Origin of the sequence: Pedobacter sp. G11, assembly GCF_003860265.1 — a bacterium.
Classification (GTDB): Bacteria; Bacteroidota; Bacteroidia; order Sphingobacteriales; family Sphingobacteriaceae; genus Pedobacter; species Pedobacter agri.
This window is the reverse complement of sequence record NZ_CP034190.1, coordinates 4,906,619-4,926,501: the sequence shown is the minus strand read 5'-3', so window position 1 is coordinate 4,926,501 and position 19,883 is coordinate 4,906,619. Positions and strand designations below refer to the sequence as shown.

The window sequence follows — 19,883 nt, the reverse complement described above, 5'->3', positions numbered from 1 at the left end:
GTTTGCTTAACGCCCAATGCCGGGAACCACAGGCAAACTTTCATTGCCGTCTTGGCCAACGCTTTGTACCGCAAATAAATAATTGTCTTTACTGTAAGGAATTCTCAGTTCGGTTGCTGTAGTGAAAAATTTCTTTTCCCAAACTGCACTGCTGGTTTCACGCATTAAAACATAATAACCTTTTACAGTGCCGTTGGCCGGCGCTTTCCAATACAAATATGAAGAATTGCTCAAATTTTTAACATCTATCTTTACATCTGTAGGTGTAGAAGGCGCTGTAGCCAGATTAGCTAAGACTGCAATATTTACCGCTGTATTTTTGCGTAGATATTCAAAATCCATAAATTCTTGTAAATCGCCATACCGTACACCATTTTCTGTTCTTAAATCCTGATGCTGATGTTCAAAATTCTCATTCATTTCCGTAATGCGAACGGCAGGAAAACCGTTTTCAACAAAAGGTGTATGATCGCCACCACGCAGAAAACGATCATTTCGGTAAATCAGTTTAACTTCTAGCTGATCAACATATCTTTCCCCAATTTCCTTTACATAGCGGGCCAGTTGACGGCTTTTTCCGTCATTTTCCAAACCAAACTGTCGGATTGATTTTGCATTTTTATCCAGTTCGTAGCTCGGTAGTCCCTCACTAAAAACCCTTAACCTGGTATTATCTATAATTTGTGTTTCGCTGCTATTGTTACTGCCAATCATGTCATTATTCAACATGGCGTCAATGTTCCAGCCTTCTTTTTTCGCCTTTGCAGCCATAAATCCAGAGCCCAGCAAAGATTGTTCTTCGCCGCTTACTGCAACAAAAATGATCGTAGCTGCAAATTTATATTTGCTCATTATTCTCGCAGCTTCGATTACGCCCGCAACGCCGCTTCCATCGTCATTGGCACCCGGTGCATCACTGGTTCTATTCATTACATCCGTTACACGACTATCGAGGTGCCCGCTTACTACGTAAACACGTTTATCGCTGGCATCAGTTCCTTTTAAAATCGCTACTGCATTTCCAAGCAGGGTTGGTTTGTCAACCCTTTTTCCATCTGGCTGGAAGGTTGTGGTATCTAAAAAGGCGGTTAATCTGCCATCACTCTGTTTAGCAAACTGATTGAACTTCGCTACCACCCAGTTCCTCGCTGCACCAATGCCTTTGGTTTTACTTTTAATATCACTTAAAGTATTTCGGGTACCAAAAGCAACCATTTTGGTGATGTATGATTTTAAAGAATCCTGATTAACCGATCTGACCATTTCATTAATATTTCCACTGCGGTTGATAATGGTTTGCGATTGGGCAGAAAAGGCAATAAAGGCAAGTAATAGGCAACTGTATAATTTCTTCATCGGGTGGAATAATTGATGAAGCTAATATATTGAATGATTATCATAACTAAATATAAGTAATGATAATGCCTGTAACATTTTTAAACAAAAAAGCCCTCTAATTTAATTAAAGGGCCTAACGTTAGATAATCCGGAACTATCTTGCTAAAGGAGCAATATTTTTTCTGATATTTGGATTGTGCCAGTTTCCAAAGGCTTTTTTTGCAGATGCCTTTGCTGCATTTAATTCAACATTACCCGCAATAGTTAAATATGTTTTCTCTGGAGAAATTTCATTGTAAAAGCTTTTAACATCGGCAAAAGTTAAATTACCAATTGAAGTTTCGTTCACAGTTTGATCGTAATCATAATCCTGTAATTTAATGCTTGTTAAAAGTTTTGCTTTTGCTATGTTAAATGTTTTTTGGTCGATTTCGATATGTTGTAATTTCGAAGCCATAGCAGTTAGTTTCTCATCAAATTCAGCAGTTGAGGTTGCAAGTTTGCCACTATTGTCGTTGAATAAGAAATCGGCATTCTTTCCTAGGCCCTCGTTAAGAACGGCGTTTAACATTTCAACAATACCGTCTTTTTTATTTTCGAAAGATTTATTGTCTAAGGTAAAACTTGCATATGCTTTAGGCGAACGATTATTTTCAGAAATAATGATGTTCATTCCGTTCTTAAGTTTAAAAGCTACAGGTTCTTTGAATGATTGAGCGCTAACAGAAATAGAAAAAGTTAAACCTAAAAGAGAGAGTAAAATTGTTTTAATGGTGTTCATGAGATTTTTATATATTTTATGAATGATTTTCTGGTGACAAAAGTATTTCTAAATGCTTGACTACTATATAAGTGTTCGCTAGAAAGGCATTTTTACCAGATGAAAGGGCATATATACGGGTTTAAATTTCTATTGGATTTTGCGGAGGAGAGAATTATTCATTTTATTCATTCCTAATGATAATTCGGCGATTGCGATAGGATATTGGTAGTTTTATTACTAACGCTAATCCAAAAAAATGAATTGCCTTATTGTTGATGACAACCCGATTGCCTTAAGTACACTCAAAAATCTATTGAAAATTGAGGACTCTTTAAGGCTGGTTGGCGAATGTGAGAACGCAACAGAGGCCTATAAGATACTAGCTACAAATAAGATTGACTTATTATTTCTGGATGTGGAAATGCCAGGTATTTCGGGTATTGAACTGGTAAAGGGATTAGGTGAGAGAAAACCACTTATCATTTTTATCAGCACCAAACGCGATTATGCTTCTGATGCATTTGACCTGAATGTTGTCGACTTTATTGCCAAGCCAGTAACACCTGATCGTTTTTTAAAAGCTGTAATTAAGGCAAAAGAGATATTTAAAAATCATAATCTATTCGTGGCCTCAAAAAAAGATGAATTTATTTTTATTAGAGATTCCAGTATCATCAGGCGTTTAAAACTTTGTGATATCAATTATTTGGAAGCACGAGGAGATTACGTTAAAATTTACGTGGATGATAAAAATTATTCCATTCACTCTTCCTTAAAATCAGTTGAAGATAAGCTGCCGATGGATATGTTTTCAAGAGTTCACCGCTCTTTTATTGTAAATATAGGGAAGATAGACACCATAGAAGGTGGTACACTAATTATTAACCAAAATTTTGTGCCCGTTTCTGATGCGTACAAAGCATCTCTAAATAAAAGGATGCAAATTCTGTAAAACCAGAGTAGTAGTAATTTTAAAATTTATGATGCAACACATTGACGTATTAATTGCAGAAGATAACCTGATTGACCAAAAACTATTGTCTGCTTATCTGGAGGAATATGATATCACACATATTATTGTTGATAGTGGTGAAGAAGCCATTAAGATTTTGCAGTCTGTCACTTTCAAATTACTGCTTTTCGATATTTCTCTACCCGGAATTAACGGCTATCAGTTAACAAAAGTAGTTAAGGAAGAGATGAAAATAACTACGCCCGTTGTAGCCATTACGGCTTACAGTATTGATGAGGCAAAAGATAAATGTTTTGCCAGCGGGATGAATGCCTGCTTTAGCAAACCGATTAGTAAAATTGAATTAGTAGGTATGCTTACACAATTCTTGCCCAAAGAAAAACTAACATCAGCGCACAGCCGCGACTTTGAAGTGATCGACTTAAGTTATTTGAAAGAGATAAGTTTGGGTGATCTGGATTATGAAATGGAGATCACCAATAAGTTTGTAGAAACAATTGAAAGTGATTTATTGGAGTTGGAGAATAGCTTTCACTCAAAAAACGCCGAACAACTCAGTGTTGTGGCACATCGCACATTATCAACAATTTACATTATGGGTTTGAAATCGAAACTGGAAAGTACATTATGTGCAATAGAACAGGATGATTTGACTTATAGCGAATTAAAAACTAATTTGGAGCATGTTTACGAAACCTGCAGGGCGGCAAAAATAGAAGCGAAACTGTTTATCGAAGACCTCAGAAATTGTAAGAGTTATTAAGTGTGAAATCCATAGATCGATCATCAACTTTTCGATCTTCAATAAACTCTTTAATTTCTCTGATGGTTTCTTCGGGCTCACTAATGTGCGGATAATGTCCAGTCGCTTTCATTACCACGAGAAAATTCTCTCTCGTATTTTGATGTATATAGTCTCCTGCAGACTGAGGTGCCATGATGTCCTTGCTGCTTTGTAGTGTTAGGCTGGGCACCTCGAGATTTTTTAATTGATCTCTGTAATCAGCTTTGAATGTTGCCATAGCAAAAGCCAGGGCGATACTGGGTTCGGTTTCTTCAAAGCATTCCTGTAAAAAATCAGAAAGTTCGGGTTTTTCGGCTTTATCTATTACGGCCGGTGAGATGGTTTTTGTCCAACCAACATAATCCTCGGCAATTTGATTGAAAATAGATTCAATATCTGCAGCCTCGAAGCCGCCAATATAATCCCTATCGTTTAAATATTTAGGAGATGGTCCGATAAAGATAAGTTTTTTGAAAGATTTCGGTATTTGCAAAGCAGCGATCATTCCAATCATACTGCTTACCGAATGGCCAACGAAAATAATATCTTTTAATCCTAAGGTGTCAATAATATCGATAACATCGCAGGCATAACCTTCTAAAGTAGAATATTTATGGTAATCGTATTGGTTGCGATCTGATTGCCCGGAGCCCACATAATCAAAAAGAATTACCCGGTAATCTGCTAGAAAAGCATCAGTAATATATTTCCAGGAACTTTGTGCACACCCAAATCCATGTGCAAATAAAATAACCTGACTGCCTTGGCCAAGAATTTTTACATTATTTCTTATTAATATGGAGTGCAAAGCTCAGAATTTAGATGAATATATGATGAGTCTACATTTGAATTTAGAGATTTGTTTTCCGGTTTAACAATTTAAAAAAAAATGAACAAACAAACTCGTTTAAAGGACGTCAAGATAGTTTTTGAGTGATTTTGAGAGCGTTAAGGTGTCTTGTTCATTTTCTTTATACTTCAGTTTACGGTGAAATGATGCAAAAAAACGCCAGATAATCTTGTTGGTGTTATCTGGCGTTTTTTTTAGAGACTTAAACTCAATTTTGTACTTTAATTTCAGTTCTTCTGTTTACAGCTCTTCCTTCTTCGCTGGCGTTTGATGTGATTGGATCTTTTTCTCCATGACCAATAATTTTAAATTTATCACCGCTTAAACCTGCATTAACAAAATATGACTTTACTGCATTCGCTCTGTCAACAGATAACGACATATTGTGCTCTGGTGTTCCTTCAGCTGAAGAATGCCCATGGAGTTCAAACTTAGCTTCAGGTGCTTTTTTCATTTCGGCTACCGCTTTATCTAAAATAGCAAAAGAAGATGTTTTAAGAACAAACGAATTAAATTCAAATTGGATATTATCTAAGTTAAAATTAGGTTTTTCAGCAGGTGCTTCTTCTTTTGGTGGAGGTGGAGGTGTTGGTTTCTTTTCTTCAACTGGCGGTGTTGGTTTCGACACTGGTGCAGGTTCTGGTTTAGCAACAAGTTTCTTTGATTTGCAGGAATACATTGTTAACGTAAAAGCGCCAATCAATGCCGTAAAAAAAAGGTTTTTAGTAATGTTCATGTTTAAAATTGGTTTTAGGTTGATTTGTGTTTTCTTCAAAACTACAAATAATGATTATACCTATAACGGATCTTTTCGAAAGAACTTATGTTTTACAACTTATCGGGTTTTCTTATAAATGGTTCAGCAATACAAATAAGGCTATTAGGACTTCTCAACCAGTTCAATATCCATTTTTTTAATGAGCCCATCTATAAAAGTGTAGATATGCATTACAACTCCATCAAAAATCATATTGCCATCTAAGCTCTTCACAATTTGATGTACCATAACTTCTAAGCTCCCGTTTGGCCTTTCGAAAAAGGAAGTCGGTTGCACGGTTGGATTAATTTCCGCCCACTGCCTTGTCCAGTACGCCCTAACTTCATCATGACCAATAATATAACCACCTTCCCACGCTTTTGACCATTGCACATCCTTTTGCATGGTTGCCAGTGCATTGTCAATGTTTCTTTGATTAAATGCCTGATAGGCAGTTTTAATAGTTTCTACCGTTTGATTATCCATTTTTAAACATATTATAATTCTGCATTAATTTTTTCATTGGCTAATTCCAGTTCTTCAGTTGTTGCTTCAGGGGTTTCATTTTTTACCTCAGCCTTTGGATTATATTGCAAGTCTACACACATCGGGAAGTGATCAGAACCACAGCTTGGTAAACGATTAATACTACTTAAGGTAAAGTTGGGGCTGCAGAAAATATGATCGAGCGGAAATCGAAGGAAAAAATATTTCGCGTTAAAGCTATTGAAAAATCCTCTTCCCCGGCGTGGATCGAGCAAACCACTCACTTTTCCGAAAAGTTCTGTGGTATAACTCCAGGCCACATCATTCAAATCGCCCATTACGATAACCGGGTGTTCTGATTGTTTCGCTTTTTTTGCTACCAATAAAATCTCCATATCACGCTCTGTCGATCTTGGATTTTCCTGAGGAACAGGAGGCTCGGGGTGTAAACAATATAACTTCACCAACTGCCCTGATGGAAGTTTAACCAAGGTTTCTATTGAAGGAATATCTGATTTTACCAGATATTTAATTTCTCCGTTTTGAAGCTCAAACCTCGAATATAATAACATTCCGTAGGTGTTAGCCAGTGGAATTTTCAACTGAAAAGGATAGCGTTCTGATAGCGTATCCATTTGCGTTTGCCACCATGTATCGGTTTCGACCATCAATATTACATCCGGATCGCATGCGTTAATTTCGTTATGATATTCAGAAGCTTTTCTGTTTTCTTGATAAACATTGGCAATGAACACTTTTAAATTGTTTTTTCCGGGTTTCTCTAAACTACCAATAATCTGTTTGTTGCCAAAAATGGTGAAAGGGAAAATCAAATAAACCAGATAGGAAACGTTTATAAACATTGCAAATAGAACAATGTAGTCGGCAGTTTGATGCGGAAAGGCAAATATTAAAATTGCTAAAATCACGAAAATATTCAATACCAGTTTTTGTAATCTTGGATATTCAAAAACCCTAAAAATCCAAAAATCGTGTCTTATAAATGGAACAAGGGTAGAAAGAATAATGGCAATACTCAGGTAGAAAAGGATTTCGTGAATCAATTTGTTAGATTTAGCTTGTTGGTAATTAATTGAAAATTTTAATATTCATTAAAGTTGACTAACAAACGTATGATGCTATAATATTGTTTGCCGACAGGCTATCACACGGTATTTTTCTGGGCAATAATTCTATTGACATCTTGGGCTAAACCGATATTAGTATAAAACTAAGTAGATGATATGATTATGGTGGCACGGTTGGCCGAGGTTTTTTATTATCATACATCAATGTCTGCTGAAAATACAGGCACTATTTTTGAAAATCAATAAGGATAATTTTTTAACTAAAACTGATATCAAATGAGAAAATTAATTTTTGCGCTTCCTGCGCTTTTCCTACTGGCATCTTGCGGAGGATCTTCTAATGATAATGCAAAAACCACCAGCGAACAAACCGCTGCGGAACAAAAAGGTGAAACTTTAACACTTGATACCGTAGGTACGAAAGTGGATTGGAAAGCCACTCATAAAGGAGGTTTAGCACCACGATGGGGAAAAATTAGCGTGACTTCAGGAACTGTTTCAGTAAATAAAGATTCATTAAGCGGTGGTGAGTTTACTATCAATTTAGCTTCGCTTTATGTAGATCCGGCTTCTGTTACCGAAAAAGATAAAAAATCTACTGATTTGGCAGGTCATTTAAAAAGTCCGGATTTTTTTGATGTAGCTAAATTTCCTACGGCGAAGTTTGTGATTACTAAAGTGGAGCCATTTACAGGTGCGCAACCATCTAGTTTACTAACGGATCCTAATTATTTAATCAGTGGAAACTTAACGCTTAAAGACAGTACATTGAATATTACATTCCCTTCAAAAGTGGCAATTGCCGGATCAGATGTTACTGCTACTGCGAAGTTTATCATTGATAGAAGTGCATGGGGAATTAATTATAAAGCAGAGGGAAGTCCGGAAAACTGGATGATTTCGAAAGATGTGAAAATTGGCTTAACGTTAAAAGCTAAAAAGAACTAATTGCTAACTTGATATTGTTATGCAAGCATGTATTTGCATAACACCCAACGAGTCATCAATGACAAAGAAATGCCTGAAATTTATTTCGGGCATTTTTTTTAAGGTCTAAATTAATGAGGGTGAAAATTCCTTACCGAAAATTACCTCAAATAGTGGGTGGAGAAATAAAATTGATAGGAAAAAAAGGAGGCAACATCGAAATGTTGCCTCTTTGTGCTCCCGACGAGATTCGAACTCATATCGATGGTACCGGAAACCATAATTCTATCCATTGAACTACGGGAGCGAGGGTGCAAATATAGAAAATCAAAATGTTAGTTTCTTGTAATATGAAGCGTAAAATCAACTTTGTTTTTGTCACGCTCAAACAAGAGGTTTGGTTTGCTGTTGGTTTTTGGAGATCGGGCGGTGATAATGAGGAGAATAGAGTGCCTAAGTATTAATTTCTGTTGAAATTACAAGGCTGGCTTTAATTCAGGTTTTCGACGAGCACTGATAAAAATTTTATTAGCGAAAAAATGAACTTTCGCTAACCGGAGCATCCAAAAGACAATTTGAAGAAGTGTAATAAACCTTATTGAAGCGATATCCTTTTGAGCCCTTCAGCGAAAAAGATAAAGTGGAAAGAAGGACTGAGGAAACCGAAGCGAAAGTAACCTTGCTTTACTAAAAATTAATGCGCTCTTAACTTCGAAATTGGCTTTTTTAAAAATAAAAACGCACCTTTGCGAACCGTTAATAGAGGCTTTTGGCATGTAAAAAATAAATAATTGTTTATGGAAGAATTGGTTGTAGAGGAGATTCAGGAACTGCTTGAAAAAGAGAATGATAAAGCATTAAAGCGTTATCTCGATGAACTGAATATCTCGGATGTGGAGGAATTAATTGACGAACTTCCACAATATGCAGCTAAATTCATCGAAACGATTTCACTTAACCGGGCAGTTAACGTTTTCCGGATTCTGGATTTCCCTACCCAGGAAAGAATTATTAAAAAACTTACCGGAAACAAACTCAATCAAATCATAAAAGATTTGCCTCCTGATGATCGTACAGCACTTTTCAGTGAGTTGAAGGGCGATGTGGTAAAAAAAATGATTACGCTTCTGCCACCCGAAGAACGTAAAGAATCGCTGGCGCTTTTAGGTTACAACGAGTACAGTATTGGCCGATTAATGACGCCAGATTACATTGCTGTCAAGCCAGAATGGACTATTGCCAGAGTTTTGGCGCACATCAGGCGGTATGGCAAAAATTCGGAAACGATAGATGTAGTTTACGTTATAGATAAAGACGGAGCGCTTTTAGATGACATTCGGATTCGCGAAGTTTTATTGGCAGATCCTGAAGCCGTTATTGGTGAATTGACGGATAAGCGCTTCATTGCTTTGAGGGCCAATGATCCACAGGAAGATGCAATTAGTATTTTCAGGATGAACAATCGGGTGGCTTTGCCGGTAGTTGATGAAAACAACATTCTTCTTGGTATTGTAACTGTTGATGATATCCTGTGGATTGCCAACGAAGAATACACTGAAGATATTCATAAAATTGGTGGTTCGCAGGCTCTAGATGAACCTTATTTAGATGTGCCTGTTTTTGAACTTTATAAAAAACGTGTGGTTTGGCTAATCGTTTTGTTTTTTGGTGAGCTGCTAACAATAGCGGCAATGTCAAATTTCGAAAATCAAATTGCACAGGTTGTAATTTTAGCCACTTTTATTCCTTTGATTATTTCGAGCGGTGGCAATAGCGGTTCTCAGGCCGCAACGCTTATTATTCAGGCTATGGCGCTAGGCGAAGTAACCGTTAGAGATTGGTGGAATGTGATGCGAAGAGAGATTTTTTCGGGAATTTTATTGGGCTGTACTTTGTGTTTACTCAGCTTTGCGGTAATTGGAACGTGGCAATTGTTTTGGCCAGGCTTTACCGATCATTACGTCCGAATTGGCTTGGTTGTAGGCTGCTCGCTGATAGGAGTAGTGCTTTGGGGAACTTTGATGGGCTCGATGTTGCCCTTATTACTTAAAAAGGTTGGTGCCGATCCGGCGGTGTCTTCCACACCTTTTGTTGCCACCCTGGTAGATGTTACAGGTTTAATTATCTATTTCTCATTCGCGATACTTTTTTTAAGCGGTATTTTACTTTAATAACTTATAAGATGCAGAAAACTATAACAACATTGTTTACCGATATTGGTGGGGTTTTATTAACCAACGGATGGGATAGGCAGGCGAGAGGCGAAGCTGCAGTACTTTTTAATCTCGATTCTGTTGATTTAGAAGAACGCCATCATTTAACCTTCGATACTTATGAGGTAGGTAAGCTAACGCTTGATGAATATTTGGAACGTATCGTTTTCTTTGAAGAGCGTTCGTTTACTTATGATGATTTCAAAGAATTTATGTTCAAAAAGTCGCTTCCATATCCGGAGATGATTGATTTGATTTGTGATTTAAAAAAAAAATATAACCTGAAAGTAGCAGTAATCAGCAACGAGGGAAGAGAATTAAATCAATATCGAATTAATACTTTCAAACTGAATGAATTTGTTGATTTTTTTGTTTCATCAAGTTTTGTTCATTTCCGCAAACCGGATGCAGATATTTTTAAAGTAGCGATTGATATTTCTCAAAGCGACGTGGAGACGAGTTTATACATTGACGACCGGATGCTTTTTGTTCAGGTTGCTGAAGGATTGGGTTTAAAAGGAATTCATCACACCACGTATGAAGATACCAAAGCGCAATTGGCAGGTTTTGGATTGGAATTATAGATCAATTTAATAACAACCGATTTATTTTCAGGAAAGCAATTACACGGCTTTTTTTGATTTTGCTCCTGCTTTCCGTTATATCCCAGATGAAAAATCTGGGGATGCCACTGCAATCAGGTTTGATTAACTATGTTAATGCTACTATTTACAGTTGCAAATTGGCCTGGATGATTGTCGATCAAGATTGTTCCGCGGCTTTTGTGTTTCCGTGGTTAAATAAATAAAAAGGCCACTCGGAAGAGTGGCCTTATATTTATCAACGCCCCTTCAGGGTTGGGGTTAAACGTTAAATCTAAAGTGCATGATGTCACCATCTTCTACCACGTACGTTTTTCCTTCTACACCTAATTTACCAGCATCTTTACAGGCATTTTCTGAACCTAAGGTTACGAAATCATTATATTTTATTACTTCAGCACGGATAAATCCTTTTTCAAAATCTGTATGGATTACACCAGCTGCTTGTGGCGCTGTAAAACCTTTGGTAATCGTCCAGGCCCTAACTTCTTGCACACCTGCGGTGAAGTAGGTGAAAAGATTTAATAATTTGTAGGCTGCACGAATTAATTTGTTTACACCTGATTCATCCAGACCTAAATCTGCTAAAAATTCCTGGCGCTCTTCATAGCTTTCTAGTTCAGCAATTTCTGATTCAATTTTTGCAGAAATGACTAAAACTTCTGCATTTTCATCAGCAACATTTGCTTTCACCAGATCTACATATTTGTTTCCTGTAACTACCGATGCCTCATCAACATTGCAAACATACATCACCGGTTTTTGAGTCAACAGACCTAAATCTTCGATAAAATCAAAATCTTCCTGAGCCAATGGCGCAGTACGGATCGATTTTCCGCTTTCTAAATGCGATTTAACAACAGTCAAAATCTCATAGGTACGTTTTGCATCTTTATCGCCGCCGGTTTTAGCCATCTTCTCCACTTTCTGAATACGTTTTTCAACAGTATCCAAATCTTTAAGCTGCAATTCTGTATCAATGATTTCCCTGTCGCGAATGGGATCAACTGAACCATCTACGTGAATCACGTTTCCATCATCAAAGCAACGTAAAACGTGTATAATTGCGTTTGTAGCACGGATGTTGCCAAGAAACTGGTTGCCTAAACCTTCACCTTTTGAAGCCCCTTTTACTAAACCTGCGATATCGACAATTTCAATTGTATTTGGTTGTACCTTGTTTGGTTTAACCAGTTCAGCAAGCTTTGTCAAACGCTCATCAGGCACAGTAATTACGCCAACATTTGGTTCGATTGTACAAAACGGAAAGTTTGCCGCCTGCGCTTTCGCGTTTGATAAACAGTTAAAAAGAGTCGATTTTCCAACATTTGGTAAACCTACAATACCACATTGTAATGCCATTTATATTATCTTGATTTTATTATTTACGATTTACGATTTCACCTTTCACCTTTCACCTTTCACCTTTCACCTTTCACCTTTCACCTTTCACCTTTCACCTTTCACCTTTTTCAGGCGGCAAAGATAAGCTTTTAAACCTTTATTTTAAGATGGCAATTTGTGGTACATGGATATTTTATCTAAGTTTATAGAAAATTAAAACATATGATGGAAGAATTTGAGCAGCAGAAAGCTGAAGAAGTAAAATTGGTGGTTACCGAAGACATGCGCAGTTATCTTTACGATATTACCAAATGGGCCAAGTTTCTTTCGGTTGTAGGTTTTGTTATTTCTGTTTTTATTATTCTTGCTGCATTCAGTATCCCTGCATTGGTGAATAGTAACCCAGCTATAGCAGCACAAATGGGGCAACTGGGCGCTAGTGGAGCTACAATTATCACAGTAATTTATTTTGTGATGGGCTTGCTGTTATTTTATCCAAGTATACTATTAAACAGAGTGGCAAACAAAGGAAAACAAGGGGTATTATTTGGCGACCAGGAAAACTTAAATCAGGCAATATCAAATTTAAAATCGCTTTTTAAATTTTGGGGTATTGTTACGATAGCCATTATCGCATTCTATTTTTTAATGATATTTTTAGTTGGCGCCGGCATGGCCGTAGCCTAAGTAAATTTTCAATATATCCAATGCAAATAAAAAGGCCTTTGTTGAAATAACAAAGGCCTTTTTATTGAAATTATATTTACTTAAAATGAAAAATCATCGGTTGCTTTAGTGCTGTGTTCCCCATTTTCAGAGTATTCATAGCGTTTTTCAACAACATCCTGGTGAGTTTTAATGTAATCAACAGTTTCGTTTAAACCTTCTGCAAATTTCTCAAAATCTTCTTTGTATAAAAAGATTTTGTGTTTAACGAATACACCGTCTTCTAATCTTTTCTTGCTCTCGGTAACTGTTAAATAATAATCACCTGAGCGAGTAGCCTTCACGTCGAAGAAATAAGTTCTCTTACCTGCTCTTACTTTCTTTGAAAAAACTTCTTCTCTTTCCTTGTTGTCGAATTCTCCCATGGTTGGTATTGATGTTGGTTTTTGGTTTCGGTAAATATAAAGCAAATATTTAAAGTTCAAAATACAATTTTAATACAATTTAAATTGTTCTCGTTTCTTCTTCCAGAAGTTGGTGATTATAAAGTTCGGTATAACTGCCATTCAGGCTAAGTAATTCATTATGTGTGCCTTGCTCGATGATTTTTCCGTCGTCAAGAACGAGTATTTTATCGGCATTTTTTATAGTAGAAATACGGTGGGCAATTAATATGCTGGTTTTGCCCAACATAATTTTGCCTAAGTTTTGAAGAATCTCTTCTTCAGTTTTGGTGTCAACAGCTGATAAACAGTCATCAAATATTAAGATTTTCGGCGATTTGATTAATGCTCTTGCAATGGAAACCCGTTGTTTTTGTCCACCGGATAATGTAATTCCGCGTTCACCAAGCATCGTCTGGAACTTCTCTTCAAACCCGATGATGTTGTTATAAACCGATGCATTTTTTGCTGCATCGTGAACTTCTTCATCCGTTACCTGATCTAAACCAAAAGCAATATTATTTTTAATGGTATCTGAAAAAAGGAAAACTTCCTGAGGTACAAAACCAATCTGACTACGATAATTTTTAAGGTTTAGCGATTTTAGGTTTTCTCCATCAATGCTAATCCTGCCGTTTTCAACATCATACATTCGCATCAACAGATTTGCCAATGTTGATTTTCCGGAACCTGTTTTTCCAATTATAGCAACAAATTCTCCGCTGTTAATTTGAAAGCTCACATTTTTCAATGCTTCAATTCCGGTATCAGGATAGGTGAAACTTACATTTTCAAACCTGATATTGCCATTGATTTCACTTTCTGCTGTACTTGTAGATTGGATATCAGAAGGAATATCCAAAAATTCGTTAATCCGCTTTTGAGATGCAGCCGCTCGTTGAATTAACGAAGTTACCCAACCTAACATGGTTACCGGAAAGGTTAACTGATTAATGTAAATGATAAACTCTGCAATATTTCCGGCAGTAATGCTACCATTCATGACCTGAATACCACCAACGTAAATAGTTAGGATGGTACTTAAGCCTATTAATAACAGCATGGTAGGATAAAAAAGCGCTGAAACCTTCACCAGGCTCATCGAATCTTTTTTATAATCATTACTTTGAATTTCGAACATGTTACGGGTGTAATCCTCGCGTACGTAAGATTTTATGATTCGAATGCCTGAAAAACGTTCTTGTACAAAACTCGATAAATCTGATAATCGCTCTTGTATTTTTCCACTTTTCTTAAATATCAAGGTATTTACATAGTAGATGATGATGACCAAAAAGGGTAGTGGGAGCAGGCAATAAATTGCCAGTTTGGAATTCACATCAAACATCGACCAAATGATAAGTACTGAAAGCACAAAGGTGTTGATGGTGTACATAATTGCCGGGCCCACATACATTCTAACACGATTCACATCTTCCGTAGCCCGATTCATTAAGTCGCCAGTGTTATTACGGCGGTAAAAACCTAAACTTAATTTTTGATAGTGCTGATAGATGTCGTTTTTCATATCAAACTCAATATGCCTGGACATGAGGATAATGGTTTGACGCATGAAAAAAAGAAACAATCCACGTAAAACGTATAATGCGATGACGAGCAGGCCAAAATATAACAGATTGCTGCTGAAAATATCGTAGATAATTTCTTGGCGATTAAATCCATTAAACAGGTTGTACACCTGCACATTTTCTGTAATTAAATCAACAGCATAGCCGATAACCTGCGCTGGCACTACACCGAAAATATTCGAGATCACGACGAAAATACTGCCCGGAATAATCCACCATTTATATTTTAAAAAGTACTTGTTTAATCTGCTTAGATGTTTCATTCCTGACAAATTTAGCCAAAGCAGATATAATTTTGTTATAGTTTCGTTAAATAGGTGTAATAATGGTTTTTTATTTTAATTTTGCAGCAGGTTAGCCGAACGTTCATTATGCCAGCAAATTCTTCGTCAGATTCATCCATTTTAGAGCAATTGAGTGCTTACGGGCATAAAAAATTGGTTTTCTGTAATGATCCCGATACAGGTTTAAAAGCTATTATTGCCATTCACGATACAACTTTAGGTCCTGCTTTAGGCGGAACGAGGATGTGGAGTTATGCAACAGAAGGCGAAGCCTTAGAAGATGCACTTCGTCTATCTCGCGGAATGACTTACAAATCGGCCATTACAGGCTTAAATCTCGGTGGCGGCAAAGGTGTAATCATTGGCGATTCTCGTAAAGATAAAACAGAAACTTTAATGCGTAGCTATGGCAGGTTTATTAAAAACCTGAATGGTGAATTCATTACCGCAGAGGAAATGGGAACCAATACGCGTGATATGGAATACATTCGTATGGAAACCAATTACGTAACCGGTGTACCAGAATCAATTGGAGGTGCTGGTAATCCTGCTCCCTTTACTGCTCAAGGCGTTTATTTAGGTATTAAGGCAAGCGTAAAAGAGGTTTTTGGTACCGATATGCTGGCTGGCAGAACCATTGTTGTACAGGGTATTGGAAATGTTGGGGAACATTTGGTTGCTTTACTGAGAAAGGAAAATGCTGAGGTTTTAATTAGCGACATTAATCAGGAACAATTGACTTACGTAGCCCGTAAATACAAAGCTAAACCTATCGAGGCTGACAAAATTTTTGGTTGCGACGCAGATGTTTATGCGCCATGCGCAATGGGTGCCACGGTGAATAACAAAACTATCGAAAGAATGAAGTTTGCAATCATCGCAGGCTCCGCAAACAATCAGTTAAAAGATGAAGTTTTAGATAGTGAGTTATTACTGAAAAAAGGAATTCTTTTTGCACCGGATTATTTAATTAATGCTGGCGGATTGATTTCTTGTTATTCAGAGTGGACTGGCTTTGGAAAGAAACGCACTGTTCAGCTTACTGAAAATATTTATGATGCCACACGCAGTGTAATCAAACTGAGTAAAGCAGAAAATATCTCGACAAATATTGCCGCAAATCGTATAGCCGAAAAGCGTATTGCAGATGTTAAAAAAATTAAATCATCATATTAAATAATTATTAAAACAGGTTTTATAAACCGCACTCGTTCTTACATTCATGTTAAACAGAAGGCACTTAAGAATTAAAGCTTTGCAAAATATTTTTGCATGGCACATGGCAGACAAAAAAGACATTAAAGGTGATCTTAAAACTTTAATGCAAAGCATCGATAGCGTGTACGAAATGTACATCTGGATGCTCTCACTAATGGTTGAAGTTACCGAGTTCACAGCTAATGACGCTGCAGAACGTGCTAACAAACACCTTAAAACGGCTGAGGATTTAAATCCAAATATGAAACTGCTACACAATAAGTTTAGCGTTTTAATGCAGCAAAACCCTGAGTATGTTTCAGCAGTAAAAAAGTACAAGGTTGATTGGGGTTTCGATCCGGAAATTCGTAAAACCGTATTTAACTCTTTGAAGGCATCAAAAGAGTATGCTGATTACCTTGCAGATCCAAACGAAAGTTTAGAATCATCAAAAGATATCATCAAATATATTTTCAGAAAAATCATCCTTAAAAATCAGGGGATTATTCAGGTTTTTGAAGAGAAATTTATTAACTGGCAGGTAGATCACGAAGTGATGAAGGGTATGGTTGCTAAAACACTGAAGAACTTCACTTTCGATGATCCTTTTAAAAATAAATTAACTGAAATTAGTGCCGACTGGATTGAAGACAGCAAATTTGTTCAGGATTTATTTGTTTATACTTTGCAAAACGATGCTAAGTATCAGGAATTGATTGCAGAACGTACCAAGAACTGGGAATCGGAGCGTATTGCGCTAATGGATACGATTTTAATGAAAATGGCGATTTGTGAGTTGTTAAATTTCCCATCAATTCCGGTAAAAGTAACCATCAACGAGTATCTTGAATTATCAAAAGATTACAGTACACCGAAAAGTAATTCGTTCATAAACGGTATTTTAGACAAAATTTTAGGTGATCTTAAAAAAACGAATACGATCAAAAAGATCGGTCGTGGTTTAATTGAAGAGTAAAATGAAAAAAGTATTAATCCTTGCCATTGCGGCTTTATCTTTTACTGCTTGTCGCAACGCTAATAATTCAACAACAGCGGTTGCCGGCGGTGATTCATCGGCCAACACAATTGCTTCACCAGATGCCGCAGTAATTGTGTTCGAGAGCGATATCTTCGATTTTAAAAAAATCAATCAGGGAGAGAAAGTCCAGCATGATTTCAAGTTTAAAAATACCGGTAAAAGCCCGTTAATTATTTCGAACGCTACTGCTACTTGTGGTTGTACTGTTCCTGAAGTACCCAAAGAGCCGATTTTGCCAGGCAAGGAAGGTGTAATTAAAGTGATCTTTAATAGCGAGGGTAAAGAGGGCATGCAAGACAAAGTAGTTACGGTAACTTCAAACGCAAACCCTACCATTGCTACCGTACATTTGGTAGGAGAGGTACTCACCAAAAAATAATAAATTGAATGATGATGGATTCACTATAATAATCCGTGATCAACTTTATAAATATAATAAATAAGAAATGACATCAACAGTAATTTTACAAGCAACAGGTGGATTTGGCCAATACGGACAATTAATCATGTTAGGTGCTATCGCGGTAGTATTCTACTTTTTCATGATCCGTCCTCAGGTTAAAAAAGCAAAAGATCATAAAAAATTAATCGAAGGATTGAAAAAAGGTGATAAGATTATTACAACAGCGGGTATTCATGGCCGTATTGCTGATATGAATGATACCACTTTTTTAATTGAAGTTGAAGGTGGTGTAAAAATTCGTTTTGATAAATCCGCAGTATCTTTAGATGCTACTAAAGCAGTTGTAGCACCTACAGCAAAAGCATAATTTAGCTTATCTTTTTTGAAGAGGGTGTTCAAATGAATTGGACACCCTCTTTTTATTTTATGGTGTTGATGAACTTCAAAAAGAGCTAGTTGATTAGATTATTTTTGAGCCACTACTTAATTTGCTACATTTGAAACAATTGTTACCTGAAACAAAAACTTAGACAAAAGTTGGTTTACTTTACAATATGCCCTTTATCAGATTAACTCAAGTCGAGAGACGCCGTGCACTTACACTTCTAGCCTGCCTTTTTCTGGCTATAGCGGCGTGGCTTTTTATGGCGTTAAATAATAAGTATAATTATATCGCAAAAACGGTTATTGTTTTTAAAAATAACCCGACTAAGCGGGCCTTTTATCCTTTGCAATCTGATACTGTTGATTTGGAAGTTGAAGGAACAGGATGGCAGCTGCTATTTGCCCGCTTGAGGATCAGCCCTCCATCTATTTCAGTCAATCTCAGTCAGTTAAATACTAAGGACTTCATTGTGTTTTCTGATCAGCTTTATCAGGTAAATAAACAGGTTGGCAGTGCACAAAAAGTTATTTCAGTTAAGCCAGATACACTATATTTCGATTTTACAAAACGGGTAGTAAAAAACGTTGACGTCAGGCTGGTTAGCAAGCTGGAATTTGCAAAGCAGTATGGTTTGGCAAAAGAAACCATTCTTAGCCCAAAAAAAATAAAAGTAGCCGGTCCGATGGAAGAGTTAAGCAAAATTGAGTTTTGGCCAACTGATACATTGAAAATCAGTAACCTGCAAAGTAGCAGCACAGTTAGAATTGGTTTACAGCATAGCATTCATAAAAATGTCAGTATTTATCCATCCTCAACGGAAGTAAAATTGTCAGTTGATGAATTTACCGAAAAAACTGTTGAAGTGCCTTTAAAGATCGTTAACAATACAAATTATAACAGCATCAAATTATATCCAAAAAAAATTAAGGTAACATTTCTGGTTGCGCTGGGTAGTTATGCTGAAGTGAATGCAAATTTTATTACAGCTACGGTTGATGTAGATGAGTGGAAGAATTTAGGTCATAAACAATTCGCAGTTAAAATAACAGAATTTCCGGATTACTGTAAGCTCGTTAGTGTCATCCCGTCAAAAGTTGATTTTGTTGTAGAAAAATAATGTATAAAGTTGGTATAACAGGTGGCATTGGTAGCGGCAAAACTACTGTCTGCAAAGTTTTTGAGGTTTTGGGTATTCCTGTTTTCTACGCAGATACCGAAGCAAAAAATATAATGGTTCAGGACGAAATACTGATCGCAGGAATTAAAGAAACCTTTGGTAAAAATAGTTATTTTGATGATGGAAAACTGAATAACAAACATATTGCGGGTATCGTTTTTAATAGCGAAGCTGAACTCGCAAAGTTGAATGCCCTGGTTCATCCTGCAGTATTTAGGGCGTTTGATAGATGGGAAGAATCAATTGATCCGAATGTTCCCTATACACTAAAAGAAGCAGCATTACTTTTCGAAAGTGGTTCTTACAAAATGTGCGATACGACAATTTTGGTAACTGCTCCGCTTGAAGTTAAATTGGCAAGGGTAATGCAACGCGATCAGGTTTCAGTAGAACAGGTTAAAGCCAGGATGGACAAGCAATGGAGTGATGAAGAAAAGGCTAAGTTAGCCAATCACTTTATTATCAACGATGAAACGCATTCAATTATTGAACAGGTTTTATCCTTGCACCATCATTTTCTGAACACTGCTGCTGGCGTTCAGATTTAACATTCATCTTATTATTTACAAATATAT

At 36.7% G+C, this 19,883-nt stretch carries 21 protein-coding genes and 1 tRNA gene; 12 read left to right on the top strand and 10 right to left on the bottom strand.

Annotation, left to right across the window (positions count from 1 at the left end):
* Positions 1 to 6 precede the first annotated feature (6 nt).
* Together EA772_RS21260 and EA772_RS21255 are read right to left on the bottom strand one after the other, a co-directional pair.
* Positions 7 to 1,356, bottom strand: coding sequence for a M28 family metallopeptidase (locus tag EA772_RS21260; protein WP_124914850.1), 1,350 nt, complete (start codon positions 1,354 to 1,356; stop codon positions 7 to 9).
* Between the two features lie 136 nt (positions 1,357 to 1,492).
* Positions 1,493 to 2,119 (bottom strand): insulinase family protein, encoded by a 627-nt coding sequence (locus tag EA772_RS21255; protein WP_124914849.1) that lies wholly within the window; start codon positions 2,117 to 2,119, stop codon positions 1,493 to 1,495.
* Between the two features lie 238 nt (positions 2,120 to 2,357).
* On the opposite strand from EA772_RS21255, the gene EA772_RS21250 reads away from it, so the two are divergent.
* Positions 2,358 to 3,053, top strand: a complete 696-nt coding sequence (locus EA772_RS21250) for a LytTR family DNA-binding domain-containing protein (RefSeq protein ID WP_124914848.1) — start codon at positions 2,358 to 2,360, stop codon at positions 3,051 to 3,053.
* 28 nt (positions 3,054 to 3,081) lie between these two features.
* On the top strand, positions 3,082 to 3,837 hold the full coding sequence (locus EA772_RS21245) for a response regulator (protein ID WP_124914847.1): 756 nt from the start codon (positions 3,082 to 3,084) through the stop codon (positions 3,835 to 3,837).
* On the opposite strand, the gene EA772_RS21240 is transcribed toward EA772_RS21245, so the two are convergent.
* From EA772_RS21240 to EA772_RS21225, 4 genes are all read right to left on the bottom strand, one after another.
* On the bottom strand, positions 3,815 to 4,666 hold the full coding sequence (locus EA772_RS21240) for an alpha/beta fold hydrolase (RefSeq protein WP_124914846.1): 852 nt from the start codon (positions 4,664 to 4,666) through the stop codon (positions 3,815 to 3,817). The two genes, EA772_RS21245 and EA772_RS21240, sit on opposite strands and share 23 nt — an antisense overlap.
* Before the next feature lie 250 nt (positions 4,667 to 4,916).
* The gene (locus EA772_RS21235) at positions 4,917 to 5,444 is read right to left on the bottom strand and encodes an OmpA family protein (RefSeq protein WP_124914845.1); all 528 of its coding nucleotides are present in this window, start codon (positions 5,442 to 5,444) and stop codon (positions 4,917 to 4,919) included.
* A 144-nt stretch (positions 5,445 to 5,588) separates the two neighbouring features.
* Complete coding sequence (locus tag EA772_RS21230) at positions 5,589 to 5,951, bottom strand: nuclear transport factor 2 family protein (protein WP_124914844.1); 363 nt, start codon at positions 5,949 to 5,951, stop codon at positions 5,589 to 5,591.
* 11 nt (positions 5,952 to 5,962) lie between these two features.
* The gene (locus tag EA772_RS21225) at positions 5,963 to 7,015 is read right to left on the bottom strand and encodes an endonuclease/exonuclease/phosphatase family protein (protein ID WP_124914843.1); all 1,053 of its coding nucleotides are present in this window, start codon (positions 7,013 to 7,015) and stop codon (positions 5,963 to 5,965) included.
* A 300-nt stretch (positions 7,016 to 7,315) separates the two neighbouring features.
* Here EA772_RS21225 and EA772_RS21220 point away from each other — a divergent pair, with 300 nt between their 5' ends.
* Positions 7,316 to 7,987 carry a YceI family protein gene (locus EA772_RS21220; RefSeq protein WP_124914842.1) on the top strand — a complete coding sequence of 224 codons (672 nt, stop codon included), beginning with the start codon at positions 7,316 to 7,318 and terminating at the stop codon, positions 7,985 to 7,987.
* A 214-nt stretch (positions 7,988 to 8,201) separates the two neighbouring features.
* On the opposite strand, the gene EA772_RS21215 is transcribed toward EA772_RS21220, so the two are convergent.
* A tRNA-Arg gene (locus tag EA772_RS21215) sits at positions 8,202 to 8,273 on the bottom strand.
* A 490-nt stretch (positions 8,274 to 8,763) separates the two neighbouring features.
* Here EA772_RS21215 and mgtE point away from each other — a divergent pair.
* The gene (gene mgtE, locus EA772_RS21210) at positions 8,764 to 10,137 is read left to right on the top strand and encodes a magnesium transporter (protein ID WP_124914841.1); all 1,374 of its coding nucleotides are present in this window, start codon (positions 8,764 to 8,766) and stop codon (positions 10,135 to 10,137) included.
* Positions 10,138 to 10,148: 11 nt separating this feature from the next.
* The gene (locus EA772_RS21205) at positions 10,149 to 10,763 is read left to right on the top strand and encodes an HAD hydrolase-like protein (protein WP_010600463.1); all 615 of its coding nucleotides are present in this window, start codon (positions 10,149 to 10,151) and stop codon (positions 10,761 to 10,763) included.
* Positions 10,764 to 11,042: 279 nt separating this feature from the next.
* Here the strand turns inward: EA772_RS21205 and ychF are convergent, their stop codons facing one another.
* A complete protein-coding gene (gene ychF, locus EA772_RS21200; protein ID WP_124914840.1) occupies positions 11,043 to 12,143 on the bottom strand; it encodes a redox-regulated ATPase YchF in 1,101 nt (366 codons plus the stop codon).
* Positions 12,144 to 12,347: 204 nt separating this feature from the next.
* Here ychF and EA772_RS21195 point away from each other — a divergent pair, with 204 nt between their 5' ends.
* On the top strand, positions 12,348 to 12,812 hold the full coding sequence (locus tag EA772_RS21195) for a DUF5362 family protein (protein ID WP_124914839.1): 465 nt from the start codon (positions 12,348 to 12,350) through the stop codon (positions 12,810 to 12,812).
* An 80-nt stretch (positions 12,813 to 12,892) separates the two neighbouring features.
* On the opposite strand, the gene EA772_RS21190 is transcribed toward EA772_RS21195, so the two are convergent.
* Both EA772_RS21190 and EA772_RS21185 read right to left on the bottom strand, forming a co-directional pair.
* Complete coding sequence (locus EA772_RS21190) at positions 12,893 to 13,216, bottom strand: DUF3276 family protein (protein ID WP_010600466.1); 324 nt, start codon at positions 13,214 to 13,216, stop codon at positions 12,893 to 12,895.
* Positions 13,217 to 13,295: 79 nt separating this feature from the next.
* Complete coding sequence (locus EA772_RS21185) at positions 13,296 to 15,086, bottom strand: ABC transporter ATP-binding protein (protein WP_124914838.1); 1,791 nt, start codon at positions 15,084 to 15,086, stop codon at positions 13,296 to 13,298.
* A 108-nt stretch (positions 15,087 to 15,194) separates the two neighbouring features.
* Between EA772_RS21185 and EA772_RS21180 the strand changes: the two genes are divergently transcribed.
* The 6 genes from EA772_RS21180 (at position 15,195) to coaE (ending at position 19,856) form a co-directional block, all read left to right on the top strand.
* On the top strand, positions 15,195 to 16,283 hold the full coding sequence (locus EA772_RS21180; protein WP_010600468.1) for a Glu/Leu/Phe/Val dehydrogenase: 1,089 nt from the start codon (positions 15,195 to 15,197) through the stop codon (positions 16,281 to 16,283).
* 46 nt (positions 16,284 to 16,329) lie between these two features.
* A complete protein-coding gene (gene nusB / locus EA772_RS21175; RefSeq protein WP_116167513.1) occupies positions 16,330 to 17,280 on the top strand; it encodes a transcription antitermination factor NusB in 951 nt (316 codons plus the stop codon).
* A 1-nt stretch (position 17,281) separates the two neighbouring features.
* Entirely contained in the window at positions 17,282 to 17,722 is a 441-nt protein-coding gene (locus EA772_RS21170) for a DUF1573 domain-containing protein (RefSeq protein ID WP_168187613.1), read from the top strand.
* A 67-nt stretch (positions 17,723 to 17,789) separates the two neighbouring features.
* Positions 17,790 to 18,113, top strand: a complete 324-nt coding sequence (gene yajC, locus EA772_RS21165) for a preprotein translocase subunit YajC (protein ID WP_010600471.1) — start codon at positions 17,790 to 17,792, stop codon at positions 18,111 to 18,113.
* A gap of 277 nt (positions 18,114 to 18,390) precedes the next feature.
* On the top strand, positions 18,391 to 19,248 hold the full coding sequence (locus EA772_RS21160; protein ID WP_124914836.1) for a CdaR family protein: 858 nt from the start codon (positions 18,391 to 18,393) through the stop codon (positions 19,246 to 19,248).
* Positions 19,248 to 19,856, top strand: a complete 609-nt coding sequence (coaE, locus tag EA772_RS21155) for a dephospho-CoA kinase (protein ID WP_124914835.1) — start codon at positions 19,248 to 19,250, stop codon at positions 19,854 to 19,856. The genes EA772_RS21160 and coaE overlap by 1 nt, the downstream gene beginning before the upstream one ends.
* Positions 19,857 to 19,883: the final 27 nt, after the last annotated feature.

Excerpts from the sequence above, each read along its gene's own strand:
- EA772_RS21250 (WP_124914848.1), top strand. The coding sequence starts at position 2,358 with ATGAATTGCCTTATTGTTGATGACAACCCGATTGCCTTAAGTACACTC.
- EA772_RS21230 (WP_124914844.1), bottom strand. The coding sequence starts at position 5,951 with ATGGATAATCAAACGGTAGAAACTATTAAAACTGCCTATCAGGCATTT.
- EA772_RS21160 (WP_124914836.1), top strand. The coding sequence starts at position 18,391 with ATGGCGTTAAATAATAAGTATAATTATATCGCAAAAACGGTTATTGTT.
- EA772_RS21235 (WP_124914845.1), bottom strand. The coding sequence starts at position 5,444 with ATGAACATTACTAAAAACCTTTTTTTTACGGCATTGATTGGCGCTTTT.
- mgtE (WP_124914841.1), top strand. The coding sequence starts at position 8,764 with ATGGAAGAATTGGTTGTAGAGGAGATTCAGGAACTGCTTGAAAAAGAG.
- EA772_RS21170 (WP_168187613.1), top strand. The coding sequence starts at position 17,282 with ATGAAAAAAGTATTAATCCTTGCCATTGCGGCTTTATCTTTTACTGCT.
- EA772_RS21185 (WP_124914838.1), bottom strand. The coding sequence starts at position 15,086 with ATGAAACATCTAAGCAGATTAAACAAGTACTTTTTAAAATATAAATGG.
- EA772_RS21245 (WP_124914847.1), top strand. The coding sequence starts at position 3,082 with ATGATGCAACACATTGACGTATTAATTGCAGAAGATAACCTGATTGAC.
- EA772_RS21220 (WP_124914842.1), top strand. The coding sequence starts at position 7,316 with ATGAGAAAATTAATTTTTGCGCTTCCTGCGCTTTTCCTACTGGCATCT.
- EA772_RS21205 (WP_010600463.1), top strand. The coding sequence starts at position 10,149 with ATGCAGAAAACTATAACAACATTGTTTACCGATATTGGTGGGGTTTTA.
- EA772_RS21180 (WP_010600468.1), top strand. The coding sequence starts at position 15,195 with ATGCCAGCAAATTCTTCGTCAGATTCATCCATTTTAGAGCAATTGAGT.
- coaE (WP_124914835.1), top strand. The coding sequence starts at position 19,248 with ATGTATAAAGTTGGTATAACAGGTGGCATTGGTAGCGGCAAAACTACT.
- EA772_RS21260 (WP_124914850.1), bottom strand. The coding sequence starts at position 1,356 with ATGAAGAAATTATACAGTTGCCTATTACTTGCCTTTATTGCCTTTTCT.
- EA772_RS21255 (WP_124914849.1), bottom strand. The coding sequence starts at position 2,119 with ATGAACACCATTAAAACAATTTTACTCTCTCTTTTAGGTTTAACTTTT.
- yajC (WP_010600471.1), top strand. The coding sequence starts at position 17,790 with ATGACATCAACAGTAATTTTACAAGCAACAGGTGGATTTGGCCAATAC.
- EA772_RS21195 (WP_124914839.1), top strand. The coding sequence starts at position 12,348 with ATGATGGAAGAATTTGAGCAGCAGAAAGCTGAAGAAGTAAAATTGGTG.
- EA772_RS21190 (WP_010600466.1), bottom strand. The coding sequence starts at position 13,216 with ATGGGAGAATTCGACAACAAGGAAAGAGAAGAAGTTTTTTCAAAGAAA.
- ychF (WP_124914840.1), bottom strand. The coding sequence starts at position 12,143 with ATGGCATTACAATGTGGTATTGTAGGTTTACCAAATGTTGGAAAATCG.
- nusB (WP_116167513.1), top strand. The coding sequence starts at position 16,330 with ATGTTAAACAGAAGGCACTTAAGAATTAAAGCTTTGCAAAATATTTTT.